The 16,316-nt window shown below is 65.7% G+C and carries 16 protein-coding genes; 3 read left to right on the top strand and 13 right to left on the bottom strand.

The window, feature by feature from the left end; genetic code table 11:
• Window positions 1-71: 71 nt before the first annotated feature.
• The 3 genes from KUV74_RS17040 to KUV74_RS17030 form a co-directional block, all read right to left on the bottom strand.
• The gene (locus KUV74_RS17040) at window positions 72-857 is read right to left on the bottom strand and encodes a class II glutamine amidotransferase (protein WP_108132628.1); all 786 of its coding nucleotides are present in this window, start codon (window positions 855-857) and stop codon (window positions 72-74) included.
• A complete protein-coding gene (locus KUV74_RS17035; RefSeq protein ID WP_222516939.1) occupies window positions 850-2,664 on the bottom strand; it encodes a vWA domain-containing protein in 1,815 nt (604 codons plus the stop codon). Before KUV74_RS17035 ends, KUV74_RS17040 begins: the two co-directional genes overlap by 8 nt.
• 180 nt (window positions 2,665-2,844) lie before the next feature.
• The gene (locus KUV74_RS17030; protein ID WP_222516938.1) at window positions 2,845-3,297 is read right to left on the bottom strand and encodes a hypothetical protein; all 453 of its coding nucleotides are present in this window, start codon (window positions 3,295-3,297) and stop codon (window positions 2,845-2,847) included.
• A 70-nt stretch (window positions 3,298-3,367) separates the two neighbouring features.
• Between KUV74_RS17030 and KUV74_RS17025 the strand changes: the two genes are divergently transcribed.
• Entirely contained in the window at window positions 3,368-5,551 is a 2,184-nt protein-coding gene (locus tag KUV74_RS17025) for a S9 family peptidase (protein WP_222516937.1), read from the top strand.
• 57 nt (window positions 5,552-5,608) lie between these two features.
• Window positions 5,609-6,487, top strand: a complete 879-nt coding sequence (locus KUV74_RS17020) for a hypothetical protein (RefSeq protein WP_222516936.1) — start codon at window positions 5,609-5,611, stop codon at window positions 6,485-6,487.
• Between the two features lie 97 nt (window positions 6,488-6,584).
• Here the strand turns inward: KUV74_RS17020 and KUV74_RS17015 are convergent, their stop codons facing one another.
• From KUV74_RS17015 to KUV74_RS16990, 6 genes are all read right to left on the bottom strand, one after another.
• Window positions 6,585-7,919 carry a purine-cytosine permease family protein gene (locus tag KUV74_RS17015; protein WP_124804330.1) on the bottom strand — a complete coding sequence of 445 codons (1,335 nt, stop codon included), beginning with the start codon at window positions 7,917-7,919 and terminating at the stop codon, window positions 6,585-6,587.
• A gap of 208 nt (window positions 7,920-8,127) precedes the next feature.
• Window positions 8,128-9,132 carry a biotin-dependent carboxyltransferase family protein gene (locus KUV74_RS17010; protein ID WP_222516935.1) on the bottom strand — a complete coding sequence of 335 codons (1,005 nt, stop codon included), beginning with the start codon at window positions 9,130-9,132 and terminating at the stop codon, window positions 8,128-8,130.
• Entirely contained in the window at window positions 9,122-10,036 is a 915-nt protein-coding gene (locus KUV74_RS17005) for a 5-oxoprolinase subunit B family protein (protein ID WP_222516934.1), read from the bottom strand. Before KUV74_RS17005 ends, KUV74_RS17010 begins: the two co-directional genes overlap by 11 nt.
• Window positions 10,033-11,421, bottom strand: coding sequence for an acetyl-CoA carboxylase biotin carboxylase subunit (locus KUV74_RS17000; protein ID WP_222516933.1), 1,389 nt, complete (start codon window positions 11,419-11,421; stop codon window positions 10,033-10,035). The genes KUV74_RS17005 and KUV74_RS17000 overlap by 4 nt, the downstream gene beginning before the upstream one ends.
• Complete coding sequence (locus KUV74_RS16995) at window positions 11,418-11,675, bottom strand: acetyl-CoA carboxylase (RefSeq protein WP_222516932.1); 258 nt, start codon at window positions 11,673-11,675, stop codon at window positions 11,418-11,420. The genes KUV74_RS17000 and KUV74_RS16995 overlap by 4 nt, the downstream gene beginning before the upstream one ends.
• 81 nt (window positions 11,676-11,756) lie before the next feature.
• Window positions 11,757-12,512: a 5-oxoprolinase subunit PxpA gene (locus tag KUV74_RS16990; RefSeq protein ID WP_222516931.1), complete on the bottom strand. Its 756-nt coding sequence runs from the start codon at window positions 12,510-12,512 to the stop codon at window positions 11,757-11,759.
• A 132-nt stretch (window positions 12,513-12,644) separates the two neighbouring features.
• On the opposite strand from KUV74_RS16990, the gene KUV74_RS16985 reads away from it, so the two are divergent.
• Window positions 12,645-13,553, top strand: a complete 909-nt coding sequence (locus KUV74_RS16985; RefSeq protein ID WP_045993213.1) for a LysR substrate-binding domain-containing protein — start codon at window positions 12,645-12,647, stop codon at window positions 13,551-13,553.
• A gap of 95 nt (window positions 13,554-13,648) precedes the next feature.
• Here the strand turns inward: KUV74_RS16985 and KUV74_RS16980 are convergent, their stop codons facing one another.
• From KUV74_RS16980 to recR, 4 genes are all read right to left on the bottom strand, one after another.
• Window positions 13,649-14,107, bottom strand: coding sequence for a YcgN family cysteine cluster protein (locus tag KUV74_RS16980; RefSeq protein WP_045993212.1), 459 nt, complete (start codon window positions 14,105-14,107; stop codon window positions 13,649-13,651).
• A 4-nt stretch (window positions 14,108-14,111) separates the two neighbouring features.
• Window positions 14,112-14,414 carry a YcgL domain-containing protein gene (locus tag KUV74_RS16975; RefSeq protein WP_083970450.1) on the bottom strand — a complete coding sequence of 101 codons (303 nt, stop codon included), beginning with the start codon at window positions 14,412-14,414 and terminating at the stop codon, window positions 14,112-14,114.
• A gap of 117 nt (window positions 14,415-14,531) precedes the next feature.
• Window positions 14,532-15,665 carry a ribonuclease D gene (gene rnd / locus KUV74_RS16970; protein WP_045993211.1) on the bottom strand — a complete coding sequence of 378 codons (1,134 nt, stop codon included), beginning with the start codon at window positions 15,663-15,665 and terminating at the stop codon, window positions 14,532-14,534.
• A gap of 36 nt (window positions 15,666-15,701) precedes the next feature.
• On the bottom strand, window positions 15,702-16,307 hold the full coding sequence (gene recR, locus KUV74_RS16965; protein ID WP_045993210.1) for a recombination mediator RecR: 606 nt from the start codon (window positions 16,305-16,307) through the stop codon (window positions 15,702-15,704).
• Between the last annotated feature and the right edge of the window lie 9 nt (window positions 16,308-16,316).

Here is a 16,316-nt window from a genome sequence, read left to right as displayed (position 1 = left end):
GACACTGGCTACCATAGCCCAGTCCCGCAGCGACTGTAATACGCTTGATTCAAACTTTCGTTTAAAACCCGCTATTCATCGCTTAGATAACGGGCCACGATCTCGCCTTCCCGCCACACCAGCAGCTCACCCGGCTGCATGCGTACCCACTCTTCGTTGTCGGTGAGCGGTTCGGTGGCCAGCACCGAGACCACATCGTCGGGGGTGGTGTGCTCGACAAAGTTGACCACCATCTCGGCGTCCGACAGGTTGGCCTCGCCAAAGGGCGCGCGGCGGGTGATATGGGCGAGCTTGGTGGAACAATAGGTGTACAGGTACTCGCCGTCGGCCAGCAGCAGGTTGAAGACGCCCAGACCTCTGAGCTTCTCGCACAGCTCGTGCAGCGACGACCACAGACCGCGACGATCCTCCGGCGGGTCTGGATAGCGCCGCCTGAGCTCACCCAGCAGGTGGCAGAAGGCGTGCTCGCTGTCGGTGGACCCCACCGGTCGATAGCTGGCGAGGTCCAGCGTCTCCCAGCCGGACAACTGGCCGTTGTGGGCATAGCACCAGGGCTGCCCCCACATCTCGCGCACGAACGGATGGGTATTGGCCAGCTTCACTCCACCCACATTGGCCTGGCGGATGTGGCTGATGACGATATTCGACTTGATCGGGTATTCACAGATCAGCCGGGCGATTCGCGAGTGCACCGAAGGATGAGGGTCGCGAAATTCGCGATAGCCCCCCTCTTCGTAAAAAGCGATGCCCCAGCCGTCACGGTGGGGGCCGGTGCCGCCGCCACGATGCAGAAAGCCGGTAAAGCTGAAACAGATATCCGTGGGCACATTGGCACTCATGCCCAGAAGCTCACACATGGGGTTCCTCTCTTGTTGACCCGGCCGCAGCCAGGCGAGTGCGCCGGCGACGCCACAACAGCCAGGCGATCACCACCACCGCCAGGATAGCGGCTACCAGCCAGCTGCGCGGATCATGTCGAGCACGCTCGAGGGCGGGCTCAAGACCAGGCCTTCCCTCGCGCCACCACTGCACCAGCCGCTCGGGGCCTTCATTCACCAACGCCACAAACTGGTCGGCCAGCGCCTCGCCAGCCTCCTCCTCGGCCTGTCGCTCACTGGCTTCGGCGAAGCGTTCACCAGAGAGGGTAGGGCCGGCCAACGCCCGATCCAGGGCCACCTCACCATCGCGATTGATCCACAGCGGCGGCAGGTTCCAGCGGGTCTCGCTGCCGTCGATCGTCGCCACCGCCGAGATCCGCAGCGGACGGCTGACCTCATCCTCCTGGGGCGGAATTTCCAGGCTCCAGCGCCTGGCGTCTGCCGGGGCCACCTCCAGCGACTGGCCCAGCAGATCGGCCTCGAAGCGGGTGTTGTCGTGGCCAAGGCGCGGATGTTCGGCCACCAGCGTCACCCGACGCCCGGATTCGTCCAGTGCCGCGCCGACGGCCGGCAGCACATTGACCGCCTGCACCCGTCGGCGATGGAAGTCCTCGCCCTCGGCGGTGATCACCAGCTCAGCCGCGCCGGTGCCCGACGGCGACGGCAGCCGCCCGCGAAACACGCCATCATCGTTGCCAAGCGCCAGGATCTGCAGGCCGTCCACCGCCTCGCCGGACAGCTCCGCCGTCACCTTGAGCCCCTCGGGCACCGTCACCTCGCCGTCACTTTCGACACGCACCGCCAACGGCACCTCGAAGCCGGAATACAGCGTCGCGGGCAGCGCCTCCGTCACCAGGTGGCGATCGCTGTTGACGGTAATCCGCGAGTCCGCCGCCAGAGGACCCTCGATCCGCCACTCCCCCTGGGCGGGGTCGGGTACGCGGATCAGGTCGAAGCGTGGTTCCCGCTGCCAGCGCACCTCTGCGGGTGCGGTGTCGCGGGTGTAACGGGTGCCGTCCGGCGCCACCAGGGTCACCTCTCCCTGGCCGGGGTCGTGGAAGATCAACGCGGAAAAATCGTCGACGCCGGCATCCACGGTGAAACGGCGGTCCTCAAGCGGCACCTGATCCACCGGGAAGATGCGCTCGACGATATCGAGAAAGGCGCCCAACAGGGCGTCCGGTGTCTCGACCACCGCCGCCAGTCCCCCGGTGCGCTGCGCCAGTCGCTCGACCAGGGCAACGTCGGCGCCTGGCGAAAAGGCGATGGCGTGGATGGCCACCCCCTGGTTGGCCAGGTCCGGCACCATCGCCTCGACCAGGCGTTGGCGAGAGGCAAGGTCCACGTCGGGCTTGGCACCCCGGCCCGGCGACAGGTCGATCACCCCGTCGGTCAGCAACACCAGGTGGCGCCAGCCGTCCCCCTCGGCTGCAGCCGCGGTGCGCAGCGCCGCCTCGATATCGGTATGCTGCTGATACTGTTCCAGCGCCGGCGGCAGCGCCAAGGCCCGCTCGCGCCACTGGGCGTCGACCTGCCCCAGAGGCAACGGATTGTCGATCGACTCGCCGAAGGTCCAGATGCCGGCGCTGACACCACTCGGCAACAGCGCCACCAGCATGTCCAGCGCACTGCCTGCCAGGCGATTGGGGTCATTGGTCTTCATGCTGCCGGACACGTCCACCACGACGCGAACGTCCGGTGGCTCATCCGAGCCCGCTTGCCCAGTCGCCGACTGGGCAAGCGCCGTCAGCGGCGACAGGCACAACGCCACGATTGTCGCCATCATTACCCCTTTCCCGCAGCGTTGCTGGCCCCGCTTGGCCATGTGTCCTCCTTGGAACTCGCCCGGAATCTCCAGGCCGTGGGCGGTGGACGTCTTTTACATCCCCCTTCGACGTGTTCATCGATGGTCCACCGTTCACGGTGACCAGAGCGACGTCGCCGGCAGTTTCTAGCCGAACAGTTTCTAGCCGAGCACCGGCTCCTGACGCTCCCGCCCTTCTTCACGCGGCGTCCCATGAGCCTCTGCGTCCTGGTCACGCGCCGCTGCAGCGGCCTCGGCCTTGCGCAGACGGCGACGACGGCCACTCCACCACAGTGCCAGTCCGAACAGCGCACCGATCGCCGCGCCGACGATGACGCGCGTGGCCGCCGGCACCAGCACGCCATTGTTGCCGTCCATGAAGGCGACCGCTGCCACCATGATGGCCGGCGCCTGACCGCTGTAGACCTGGCCTTCCTCGATCAACGGCAGTTCGAACATCGACGGCATCCACATCACGCCGGCCACTGCCCAGGTCAGCACCAGGCGTGGCAGGCGCGGTAAAAAAGCCAGTCCAAGGTAGCCAGCCAACAGTACGACCAGCGACAATGCGCCATAGATCAACCACAGCGTGGACATGGAATCCGAAATCAACATTGCATGCTCCAACCTGACGTGCGCGCCGCGCACAGATGAAATTTCTCTTGAGTATGGTACATCTCGCACCATGAAAGCACAGCCGCCAAATGCACCGGCCGCAGCAACTCGGGGCCCCGCCCTGGACTTCACGCGTCAGGACGATAACGCCTGGCACTGGCTCGAGAATCGCGACGATCCCGCCGTGAGTGACTTTCTCGAGGCCGCCAACCGCCAGGCCGACACCTGGTTTGCCCCTCTGGAATCCTTGATCGAGCGACTCTACCAGGGCCACCTGGCGCGGCGAGAGCTGGCCGTCAAGGGGCTGCCCAGTCGCCTGGACCACTTCACCCTGTGGAGCGAGACCGCCGCCGACGCCGACTATCCGGTCTGGTGGCGCCACCCCAACGATGCCCCACAGTCGCGCGAGGTGTTCTTCGACCTCGAGGCCAGAGCGCAGGAGCACACCTTCCTCGAACTCGGTGACATGGCGCTGTCCCCGGACGAGCAGTGGCTGGCCTGGACCGAGGACACCCAGGGTGACGAGACCTATCGCCTGTTCATCAAGCGCCTGCCCGATGGCGCCGAGCATCGACTGCTGGACGACATCGGCCCTGAGCTGTGCTGGGCCGAGGACGGCCAGACCCTGCTGTTCACCCGCTACGACGCCACCCAGCGACCCGACAGCGCCTGGCGGCTCAGCCTGTCGCTGGATACGGCCAGCGCAGACGCCAGGGTCGAGACCGACGAGCTGGTCCTGCGCGAGGACGACGCCGAGTTCTGGATCGGTCTGGGCAAGACCCGATCGCGGGCCTGGCTGACCATCGAGTCGGCCTCCAAGGACACCAGCGAGACCCATCTGGTTCCGGCCCACGCGCCAGCGACTCCCCCGCTCTGCTTTCAGCCCCGTCGCCCGGGCGTTGAGTACGCCCTCGATCATCGCCCCGGTCACTTCTATGTGTTGCACAACGAAGGGCTGGTGCACTTTCAGCTGGAAGTGGAGAACGAGGACCGCTCCGGTCAGCGGCGAGTACTGGTGCCCCATCGCCAGGAGACCACCCTGGAGGGTGTCGATGCCTACGCCTGGGGCCTGGTGATCGCCGAGCGCGACCACCTCGAAGCCCAGGTGCGCCTGCGTCGCCTCGAGTTCGACAGCGACCACAGCGTCACCCTCGACGCCCCCCTGCCCTGCTCGCCCGCACCGCTTAGCCTGGGGCTCGGCGACAGCCCACACTTCGACGACCGGGTACTGCGCCTGCGCGAGGAATCCTTCTGCACCCCGCCAAGCTGGTGGTCGCTGGATCTTGATAGCGGCGAGCGCCGACTGCTCAAGCGGCAGCCTCTGCACGGCGATCTGGCACCGGAAGACCTGCACTGCCAACGGCTGTGGGCCGAGTCCCACGACGGCGAGCGGGTACCGGTGTCCGTGGTCTGCCGCAAGGACCTGGCGAACCAGCCGCTGCCGACGCTGCTGTATGGCTACGGCGCCTACGGCGAGGCGCTGGACCCATGGTTCTCGGTATCCCGCCTGGAACTGCTCCAGCGTGGCGCAGCCTTCGCGGTGGCCCACGTGCGAGGCGGCGGTGAGCGCGGCGAACCCTGGTACCTGGCCGGAAAGCTCGAGCACAAGCCCAACAGCTTCGAGGACTTCCTGGCCGCACGTGACGCCCTGGTCGACGCGGGTGTATCGAATCCCCAGCGTATCGTCGCCTACGGGGCCAGCGCCGGCGGTCTGCTGGTGGGCGCCAGCCTCAATCGCGCGCCACAGGCATTCTGCGCGGCGGTACTCGACGTGCCCTTTGTGGACGTCCTGCGTACCATGGAAAACCCGGACCTGCCGCTGACCACGGCGGAGTACACCGAATGGGGCAATCCCAGCCACGCCGCCGACGCCCGACGCATCGGCAGCTATTCACCGCTGGACAACCTCGATGCCGAGGCCTGGCCGCCGGTATTCCTCCAGGGTGGCTGGCACGATAGCCGTGTGCCCTACTGGGAGCCGGCCAAGCTCTACGCACGCCTGAGCCTGGCGAACGCCGAGCAGGCGGCACTGTCCAACCGGACAACCCTATTGAAGACCGACATGACGTCCGGTCACGGCGGCGCCTCGGGTCGTTTCAAGGCCTGGCGCGAAGGGGCACGCCAGGATGCCTTCGTGCTCTGGGCCCTGGACTTGCTGGATGCAGACCTGGTGAATGCGGACCTGATGGACAACTCTCCGGTCGAATCACCAAGGCCCCATCCCTGCTCCACCGACGAGAGCCCGCAGGCCTGACCGCACCTTTGGACGCCCTTGGCCGCTTTAGCGGCCACTTTCAGAATAAGGAATTTCATGAACGCCAAACCGATGCTCGCCCTCACCGCTGCGCTATGGCTCGGCACCTCCCTCGTCGGCTGCTCCGACGACAGCGATTCCGAGACGTCCGAGGGCGCGTCACAGCAGAGCGAAAACGTCACCTCCGGTAATGGTGGCGGCAGCAACGAGAGCGCAGACTCAGCCAGTGAAGACGACACCAGCGACGAACAAGGCGACGACATCTCGGAGATGAGCCAGGCGGATCGCCGCGAGGCACTGGAGCAGTCCCTGCGCGCCAACTTTGATCCCCAGCTCGGCGAGATTCGCTACCTGGTCGGCTGGAGTGACCTGAACGACGATGGTCAGGACGAGGCCGTGGTCCACGTGGTCGGCCCGATGGTCTGCGGCACCGGTGGTTGCGATACCCTGATCCTCGAAGCCCAGGACGACGCCTATCGCGTCATCAGCGCCCAGCCCACCACCCAGCCTCCGATCCAGCTTGGCGAAGCATCTCACGAGGGCTGGAGAGACCTGGTGGTCAAGCGCCACCTGGCCGCCGATCAGCCGGCTCAGGCCCTGCACCTGCGCTTCGACGGCAGCAGCTACGTCGAAGCCGAAGGCAACGAAGGCGAGGCCGAGAACGCCACCGTCCTGATTGAAGACTTCAACAGCCTCGATGACGCCCGTCCGCTGTTCACCGGTGAGGGGGCCATGTCGGGGTCTCTCGAAGGTGACATGGAAGGCGAGATGGAAGAAGCGATGGAAAGCGAGCGCTCAGAGCCGGCGGTCGACCCCGACGCCGCCGCTACAGCCGCCGAACCGCAAGGTAGCGATGACGCCCAGGCTGACAACGAAGGAGAAAGCACAGAAGAAGGCGACGACCGGCAGACGGACGCCAGCCACAGCGGCAATTGATCGCCAACACTCGGCGAAGCCTTCTTTGCCGACAAGGCGCCGGGCCTCTTCACGAGGCCCGGCGCTGTCGTTTCCCTATCTAGCCGGTCATAGCCGGTCAGGCAGCGGTGGCTCCATGCCGGGCCAGACCACGGCCCAGGGCGTAGCTCCCCCAGGCCACCACAAAGGTCAGCGGTGCCGAGGCTCCGGCCAGACTCGGCGACAGCATCAGCGCGATGCCGACAATCGCCGCCAGGGCCCAGGCCGCCAGCCCCACAGGGTTGAAGGCGCTGATGTCAGCGTCCAGATCGACCTCGAGACGCCCCTCCGGCGACAGGATATGGGCCAGTGCCACCCCCACCCAGGCCACCACGAACACGCCTTGATAGGCCAGGGCCGCCAGCAGGTAGCTGAACACGTCCGCCCGCATCAGCAGGTAGGCAAGCCCGCCCACCAGACAGCCGGCCAGGATCTTGTTGAGTTTGAGGCCGGTGAGCTTGCCGACGAAGGCCTCGAGATTGACCGTCGCCAGGTAGAAGTTGGCGGTGTTGATGCGGCTCTGGGTCACCCACACCAGCGCCAGCCCGCCGAGCCCCATCAACTCTAGCAGCCCCAACACGATGGACGCCTCCGACAGGCCGTCGGTAGGCAGGCAGGCGTCGAGCAGGATCCCCACCACTCCGCTGAACACGAAGGTCATCAGATAAAAGGGAATGCCGAAGGTGACGCGGGCATGGAAGCGGCTATCCTCGACGCGACCGAAGCGGGCGTAGTCGAAGGTAAACATCATCAGCACCCAGACCCCCATGTAGTAGGCAAAGGTGGACAGCCAGCCGAAGGGACTGGCGCCTCCTTCGGGCACCCGGGAGAGCCAGCCGGAGGGATAGCCGAACTCGGCCATCGCCATGCCCACGGCGATCAGCATGCCGACGATGTACACCGGCAGCAGCACGCCGTTGAACTTGTCGAGCCAGTGCTGGACGCTGCCGAAGATCAGCGAGACTCCGACCACCACCACGATCAGGGTAGCGCTGGCCATGCCGAGCGAGGGCGACCACTCGGACAGCACCAGCGCCATCACATAGCCTTCGAATACCGCGTAGTAGAGCGCCGTGGCAAAAAAGATCAGGGTCGCGATCATCGCTCCCAGATGACCGAACAGGACCCGGGAAAACAGCGCCACGGTCAGCCCGGTACGTATCGCATAGCGGCTGATCACCGCATTGATGACGCCGTAGCAGACCACCGTCAGGGCGATCCCGATCAGCGCGTTGGTGGTGCCGTAGCTGCGGGCCATGGCGGCGGCCACCACCATGTAGAAGATGGCGCTGCATACCGCCCACCAGGCCATCATCAAATTGCCTCTGGGCATGCGTTGGTCCAGGGGCATGGGGCGGTCGGCGAAGTCGCCGGCGCCTTGCCCAGCCTTCTCGTGGGATGTCGTGTCGTTCATGGTTGTTGCCTCGTGCTGTTGTTGTGGTTGGACGAAGCCCTTGGACCGAAAAGCCAGCCCATACCTCGGTGACAGGGCTCGAGTGACATTCCGGGCAAGGGGAGCCCGGGCGGAGACATCTGGCTCCGCCGGGCAAAGTGGCAATTGCGGGAATAAGTGAGACGGGATCGAAGCACTCAGGCTCTTGCCTTCGATCCTTTTCAGCCGGCTAGTCGAGCGCCTGACCCTGGGCCTGGCCCAAGGCGATGCGCAGCGCCTCCAGGCGCTCGGCGTAGGCCTTACGCGCCTCCAGCGCCTGTTCGAGGGACACCTCCACGAAGCGCACCTTCTGATGGGGCTGAATCTGGCCCACCAGATCCATGTCGGCGCTGATCACCGTGCCAACCATGGCGTAGCCACCGCCGGACACGGCGTCTCGGTGGAGAATGATCGGCTCGCTGCCGGCGGGCACCTGGATCGAACCGATGGGATAGCAGGCATCGACGATGTTGGACGGGTCGTCACCGGCACCGAAGGGCGGCTCTCGCTCGATGAACCGAAGCGGTGTACCGCCCTTGAAGCGATAGCCGATGCGATCGGCCTCCGATGCCACGCTCCAGTCCTCCTGGTAGAAGCGTTCCCTCGCCTCTTCCTCGAGCAGGTGGTCGTAAAGTCCGGGCACAACGCGCAACTCATAGTGCTTGGCAAAGCGCGGCACAAAGGCCTCGGGAATACGCCGACCGACTGCCGCGCGGGTTGCGGCGTTCGATTGACCGACGGGCAGCACATCGCCAGCCTTGAGCGGACGCCCCTCGTAGCCACCGAGGGCGCCGAGCGCGTAGGTGCTGCGGCTACCCAGACGCTCGGGCACATCGATGCCACCCTCCACCGCCAGGTAGAGCCGCGCCCCGGCGCGCACGAAGTCGAAACTCAGCACACTGCCCGCCGGCACCTCGAGCACCTCGAAGTTGGGGTGGGCCTGGCCATCGATCTTCGGCACCATTTCCGCGCCGCCGGTGGCAATACGGCAGGCCTGGGTAAAGCGCAGCTCCGGTCCCATCAAGGCGCACTCGAGCACCGCGGCGTCCTCGGCGTTGCCCAGCAGCAGGTTGGCCGAGCGCATGGCGAACTTGTCCATGGCGCCAGAGGGCGGAATGCCCAGGTGGTAATGACCGGCGCGTCCGGCATCCTGGACCGAGGTCGCAAGCCCCGGCTTGATCACTTCAATGCTCATTGAGCACCTCCTCGACGCGACGGGCCACGGCTTCGGGGGCCTCGCGATATTCATCCAGGTCGAACACGAATGGCGCGGTTTTCGGGTGGAAGCGCCCAGCCTCGGCAGCGGCCACCATGGCGTCGTACTCGCTGCGATCGACGGGCCGATGCTTGACGATGTCACCGGGGCGGAAATAGATCATCGAGTCATCGATGTGGGGCTGGCTGCCGCTGGGATCGTAGATCGGCATGGGGGTCACCCCGAACATCTGATAGCCCCCGGCGCCGCGCACCGAGTAGATGCAGCTGAAGCAGCCGCCATAGCCGACGGTCTGCTTGGGCGTATCGGTACGAGGCCGCACGTACTTGGGCACCTCGATCTGCCGCTCACGGGGCACCATCTGGTACATGAACGGCAGGCCGGCGACGAAGCCCACCATGGACACGAACCAGGGACTGGCGCTGTGGGCCTCGATAAAGCCATCGACGCTGGTAAAACCGTTGATCCTGGCGGCGTACTCCAGGTCGGTGCCTGACGGGTCCTGGTGGCGATCGCGAAAGCGCATCAGCGTCTCGTGGGTCCAGGGGTCGTTGTAGAGCACCGGCACCTCCACCACCCGGGTCTCCAGGCGCTGAACCTGCTGGCCGAGCACCTCGGCATCGATCTGCTCCAGAGTCTCGATCAAGCGTGACAGCGGCAGCCGGTCGGGATCGTAGCGCACCTGATAGGAGGCGTTGGCGGGACAGATCTCGGTCACCCCGGGGATCTCGCGCTCGGCAAGCCGACTGGTGATCGACACCCCGCGAAAGAAGGCTTCCAGGTTCATCGCCTCGGACAGTTCGACGAACAGAAACTCGTCACCGGCGGCGCTGTAGCGTGCGGGCTTGGCCTGCCCGGGGTCACGCTGGGAGGATGGTTTCATGACGCTTGCTCCTGTACTGATGGCGCTGACGCCGCCGATGCTGTGTCTAGCCAGAGCTCCAGGGTGCCGGTATGGAAGTCGCCGCGACGTACCGCTTCGTCCGAAACCAGCCGACGATGCAGCCCCGCCGTGGTGGTGAAGCCCTCCAGCGTGAACTCGTCGAGGGCACGGCCGGCACGGACCAGCGCCGAGGCGCGATCCTCGTCCCAGACGACCAGCTTGGCCACCAACGAGTCATAGAACGGCGGCATCCTGTAGCCCTCGTACAGGGCGCTGTCGACGCGTACTCCCGGGCCGGTGGGCCAGATCAGTCGCTCGACCTGCCCCAGCGACGGAAAGAAGCCATTGTCCGGGTCTTCCGCGTTGATACGCATCTCCACGGCCCAGCCACGTATCGCGATATCGTCCTGGACTACCCCCAGCGGCTCACCCAGGCATACCCTGAGCATCGCCCGCACCAGATCGACCCCGGTGATCATCTCGGTGACCGGATGCTCCACCTGGATGCGGGTATTCATCTCGATAAAGAAGAACTCGCCGCTGTCATCGTCGTACAGGTACTCAAGCGTCCCGGCGGCCTTGTAGCCGACGTGCTCGGCGAGCGCCACCGCGGAGGCGCAGAGGCGCTCGCGGGCGGCATCACCCAGCGCCGGCGACGGGCTTTCCTCGAACACCTTCTGACGCCGTCGCTGCAACGAGCACTCCCGCTCGTACAGATGCACGGCACGCTCGCCGTCGGCCAGGATCTGCACCTCGATATGCCGCGCATGCTCGATAAAGCGCTCGAGATAGACGCTGTCATCGCCGAAGGCGGCTCGCGCCTCGCTCTGGGCCAGAGGCAGCTGGGCGCGGAGTTCCGCCTCGTCGGCGGCGGTACGAATACCGCGCCCGCCGCCACCGGCGGCGGCCTTGATCAGCAGTGGATAGCCGACCTCGAGTGCAACCTTCACCGCCTCCTCCACGTCGGCTACCGCCGACGGCGACCCCGGCACCACCGGAACACCTGCGGCCAGTGCGGTGCGCCTGGCCTCGGCCTTGTTGCCCATACGCTCGATCAGTTCGGCGTCGGGGCCGACGAAGATCATGCCGGCCTCGACCACACGGCGCGCGAAGTCGGCGCTCTCCGACAGGAAGCCGTAGCCGGGATGGACCGCCTCGGCACCGACTTCCCGGGCTGCCGCCAGGATCGCCTCGATGTTCAGATAGCTCTTGGCGGCCTGGGCCGGGCCGATACATACCGCCTCATCGGCCAGTTTGACCGCCAAGCTGTCGGCGTCGGCCTCACTGTGGGTGACGATGCTGGTCAGGCCGAGTTCGCGGGCGGCGCGCACCACCCGCACGGCGATCTCACCGCGATTGACGATCAACAGACGGGTCGCGTTCATGCCTCGCCCTCCGACACGTCGATGACCAGGATGTCCTGACCGGCTTCCAGCACATCGCCGTCATCCACCTCGATGGACACGATCTGGCCTGTCACCTCGGCCTTGAGTTCGCAGAATTGCTTCATCACTTCGAGCAGGCCGATGGTGTCGCCGGCCTGGACGCTATCACCCGGGGACACGAAGGCCTCGGCCTCGGGCGAGGGACGGCGATAGAAGACGCCGGGAAAGGGGGCTTGCTGTGTTTGCTGGGACATGAGGTCTCTCGCTTGTCATTGGAATTAATTTGCGCTGAACACGATCAAGGTGAAGATGGCTGTGGCCAGGCGGCCGCAGGCTCAGGGAGCCTTGAGCTCGATGCCGGCATCGGCCAGCCGGCGGCGGATGGCGTCGAGCATCTCCAGCGCCCCGGGGGAATCGCTGTGCAGACACACCGACTGAAAGCTGACCGGTACACGCTTGCCGCTGGCGGTCTCGACCACGCCCTCGCGGGCCGCCAGCAGCACCTTCTCGGCCACCGTTTCGGGGTCGAGGCGCTGCACCTGCCGGACAAAGACGATGGAACCCTGATCGTCGTAGTCACGATCGGCGTAGAACTCGTGGACGCGCTGGATGCCTTCGGCCTCGGCGACGCGATCGATCACCGACCCTGCCAGGCAGTAGATCGGCAGATTGGCGTCGATGGTCATCAGTGCGCGGCATAGCGCCGTGGCGAAGCCCTCGTCCCTGGCCGCGTGCATGAACAGGGCCCCGTGAAGCTTCAGGTGATGAAGGCCTAGGCCCTCCCGGGCGGCCAGTTCGCGCAGGGCGCCGAGCTGATAGATGACGTCATTGACCAGTTCATCGGCGGCGGCGTGAATATGCCGGCGACCAAAGCCGACCAGATCGCGAAATCCTGGGTGGGCCCCCACCGCGACCCCGTGCTTCGCCGCCTGACGCAGGCTATGGGACATGATGGTGGGATCGCCGGCGTGAAAGCCGGTGGCGATATTGGCGGAACTGATGCCGGCCATGATGCGATCGTCGATGTCTCCGCCGATGCGCCAGGCGCCGAATCCCTCCCCCATGTCGGCATTGAGGTCCAGTGTTGTCATTGTGGGTCTCCTCGCGGGTGTTCCATCGTTGTATATGAGAGACGCCACTGATTGGAAATACCAATTCTTGTTTGGCATTATCAAAAAATCCGAATAACAGGTTCGAACAACAGAACTTGAGGGAGATCTCACATGGCGCGCAGTCCTTCCCTTCGCAAGCTGCGCTACTTCGTGGCGGTGGCGGAAAGCGGCAAGGTGACCCAGGCCGCGGTGGACCTGAACGTGTCCCAGTCGTCGATCACCACCGGGGTGCGGGAAATCGAGGACGAGCTGGGCGTCAAGCTGTTCGACCGACAGGCCCAGGGCATGGTGCTGACCCGCGAAGGCACGCGTTTTCTCGACCGGGTCAGACACGTCTTCCAGGCGGTGGACGAGGCCTTCGACTCGACCCGGGTGCACTCGCCGACGCTGGAGGGACGCCTCGATCTGGCCATGAGCTATACCGTGGCGGGTTACTTTCTTCCGCCGCTGCTGGCACAGTTTCAACGTCGCTATCCCGGTGTGACGGTACGCCTGCACGAGGCCTCGAGGCCGACGATCCAGGCCGGCCTGCTCGGCGGGCGCTTCGATCTGGCCATCATGTTGATCTCCAACCTTGAACCGGGTGCCCCGCTGGCCCAGCACCTGCTGATCCGATCGCCCCGCCGCCTGTGGGTCGCCAGCCACCACCCTCTTCACGGCAGGCGCGACGTTGGCCTGGCCGACGTCGCCCGCGAGCCCTATATCATGCTCAACGTCGACGAGGCCGAGCAGACCGCACTGCGCTACTGGGCACCATCGGGACTCGGTCCACAGACGCTGTTCAGCACATCCTCGGTGGAAGCGGTGCGCTCCCTTGTCGCCAGCGGCTCGGGCGTCAGCATCCTGTCGGATATGGTCTATCGGCCCTGGTCGCTGGAGGGCCGACGCATCGAGCACATCGACCTGGCCGACCCCATCCCGACCATGGACGTGGGCTTCGCCTGGGACCGCAAGAGAGCACTGTCGCCGCCGGCCCAAGCGTTTCGCGACGCCCTGATCGAGGCCATGGCGGCGGGCTGACGGCACGCCAGGTACCAGGGGCATGCCACAACGCAAGCGACCTCCCGAAGGAGGTCGCTATCAGAGATTGCAGGTGGCGTTGCCACAAGAGGCATTCAGCCCTCGACCGGGATCACTGCGATGATGTGGTCCTCGAGGTCGGCCTCGTCCACCTCGGTCTCGGGGATGGCGAAGCTGCGCACGCTGATACCCTTGCGGTGGACCCGCTCGGGATCACCGCAGATCAGATGGTGCCAGCCGGCGAGCTTTCGTCCCTCGGCCAGCCGTCGGTAGGCGCAGGAGTGCGGCAACCACTTGAACTGGTGGGCGAGCTCGGGCGTCAGTTGGGTGCAGTCCGGCACCTTGGCGAGGCGATTGTCATAGTCGCTGCAGCGGCAGCTGTGGGTATCGAGCAGCCGGCAGGACAGGCCCAGCACCGCCAGATCGCCGGTGTCCTCGTCCTCGAGCTTGCGCAGGCAGCACTGGCCGCAGCCATCGCACAGCGCCTCCCATTCCTGCTGGGTCAGCTCATCGAGCGCGTAGCGCTCCCAGAAACGTTCTCTCAGCTCGGCCATCACGTCAGTAGCGGGCTTCGGTGGGGGTGCGATACAGGTCCAGCAGATACTCGTCCTTGGCCGGCGGCATCTGAAAATAGAACCCCTTTTCCTCGATCGCCGCCATCACCTCGGCGCCGCTGGCGCGCGCCAGCGCCTTGTCGGCGGTGAGGATCATGGTCATCACCGATACCGGCGTGCCGAAGCGCTCCATCAGCGCTTCGGGGACCCGCTTGAGCCCCTCGCGCTTGTCCACGTAGAGATACATCTCGTCCTTGCGCGAGCTCTTGAATATCTCGCACAGCATCTTGCCCTGCATCGTCGTCATGTCGGTCTCATCGGGCGCCACCTGGGCTGCCCTGTCGGTCTGGTGGGCGTCCTTTCGATTCATCGGACGCCTCGTCGTTGCTGTTAGTGTTTCGTCAGCCTGGTCGAGTCCTTCTTTCTAGCCGGCTTGGGCCAACTCCCCCAGGGCTCCTTCAAGGCGCTCATTAAGTCGTTCGCCACGCCAGCCACTGGGCAGCGGCAGCGGCTGGTTGCGCAGGCTGGCGGTGACCAGGGCTTCCAGCTCACGCCGGCGCAGCAGCACCTCGGGGGCGACGCCCAGCGACTCGGCGTCGAGATTGACCACCTTCTTGAGCGCCTTCATGCGCGCCTTGAACGGCGGCAAGGTTGGTGCCAGTGGCGCAGGTGCGAGCTCCGAGACCTCTCGGTGGGCGGCCTGCTTGACCATCGCCAAGAGGGTGTCGCCCTCTCGCTTGATCAGGGTCGGCTTGACGCCCTCCACCGCCGCCAGGTCATGACGGTTGGCCGGCATCTTCTCGGCGATGGCGTAGAGCACACGATCCTGAATCACCCAGTTGCGCGGCAGGTCCCTGGCCCGGGCCTCGCCCTCGCGCCAGGTGGTCATCAGGCGGTAGGCCTCGACCTGACGCGGGGCCAGCCGCCATAGCTGACGCTGGCGCAGGTACCACTGGCCGTCGCTTTCGCTGGAGCGCTGCGACTGGGCCACCAGGTCGGTACAGTCCTCCAGCACCCACTCGAGTCGACCGTGGCGCTCCAGCGACTCACGCTGGTGCTGCCACACCATCAGCAGGTAGACCACGTCCAGCGCCGCGTAGCTCAGCTGGGAATCGCTCAGGGGGCGCTCCAGCCAGTTCGAACGGGTCTCTTCCTTGGGCAGCGTCTCGCCCACCCAGAACTCCACCAGCCGCTGGTAGCCCATGGCGGCGTCTTCGCCCAAGAGCCCCTGGGCCACCTGGGTGTCGACCAGCGGCGTCGGCGCGACCCCGGCCCAGTGGCCGAATACTTCGAGGTCCTCGCTGCTGGCGTGCAGGAGCTTCAAGGCGTCATTGGTCAGCAGTTGCCGGCAACGCTCGGTGCAGGCGACCTCCAGCGGGTCGATCAGATAGGTGGCGTCGCCACCGTAGATCTGGATCAGTGCGGGAACCGGGTGAAAGGTCTTCTCGCGAAAGAACTCCGTGTCCAGCGCCAGTACCGGTGCCTGGGACAGCGCCTGGCAGGCGTCGTCGAGAGCGTCGGCGCTATCGATCCATCGAATATCAGGGATTACAGGCATTCAAGCATCCATTTGAGGCAACAACGTTCGCCCGACTTATTCACTGTCGAAGGGCAGGCGACCGGAAAAGGCGCGGCTCAAGGTCCCGCCGTCGACGTACTCGAGCTCACCCCCCATGGGAACACCATAGGCCAGGCGCGACAGACGTGCACCGTGGCGCTGGATCTGGGTGGCGATATAGTGGGCGGTGGCTTCGCCTTCCACGGTGGGATTGGTCGCCAGCACCACCTCCTCGATCAGACCTTCTTCCATCAGGGTCTCGAGCTGATCGAGACCGATGTCCTCGGGCCCGATACCGTCCAGCGGCGACAGGTGGCCGTGCAACACGAAGTAACGTCCCTGAAAGCCGCCGGCCTCCTCGATGGCCAGCATATCCGCCGGCGACTCGACCACACACAGCAGGCTGTCGTCCCGACGCGCGCTCTGACAAAGCCCGCACAGCGGCTCTTCGGTCAGGGTCCGGCAGCGCTGGCAGTAGCCTACCCTTTCGACCGCCTCACGCATCACCTCGGCCAGACGCTGGCCGCCTTCACGCTGGCGCTCCAGCAGGTGCATGGCCATGCGCTGGGCGGTCTTGGGCCCGACGCCCGGCAGCACGCGGAGTGCGTCCATCAATTGCTCGACCAGGGGAGAAAAACTCATGGGCAAACT

The sequence above is a fragment of the Halomonas sp. DP1Y21-3 genome (assembly GCF_019801245.1).
In the GTDB taxonomy this organism is placed as follows: domain Bacteria; phylum Pseudomonadota; class Gammaproteobacteria; order Pseudomonadales; family Halomonadaceae; genus Halomonas; species Halomonas litopenaei.
The sequence above is the reverse complement of the archived record's forward strand: the minus strand, read 5'-3'. Positions and strand labels throughout refer to the sequence as shown.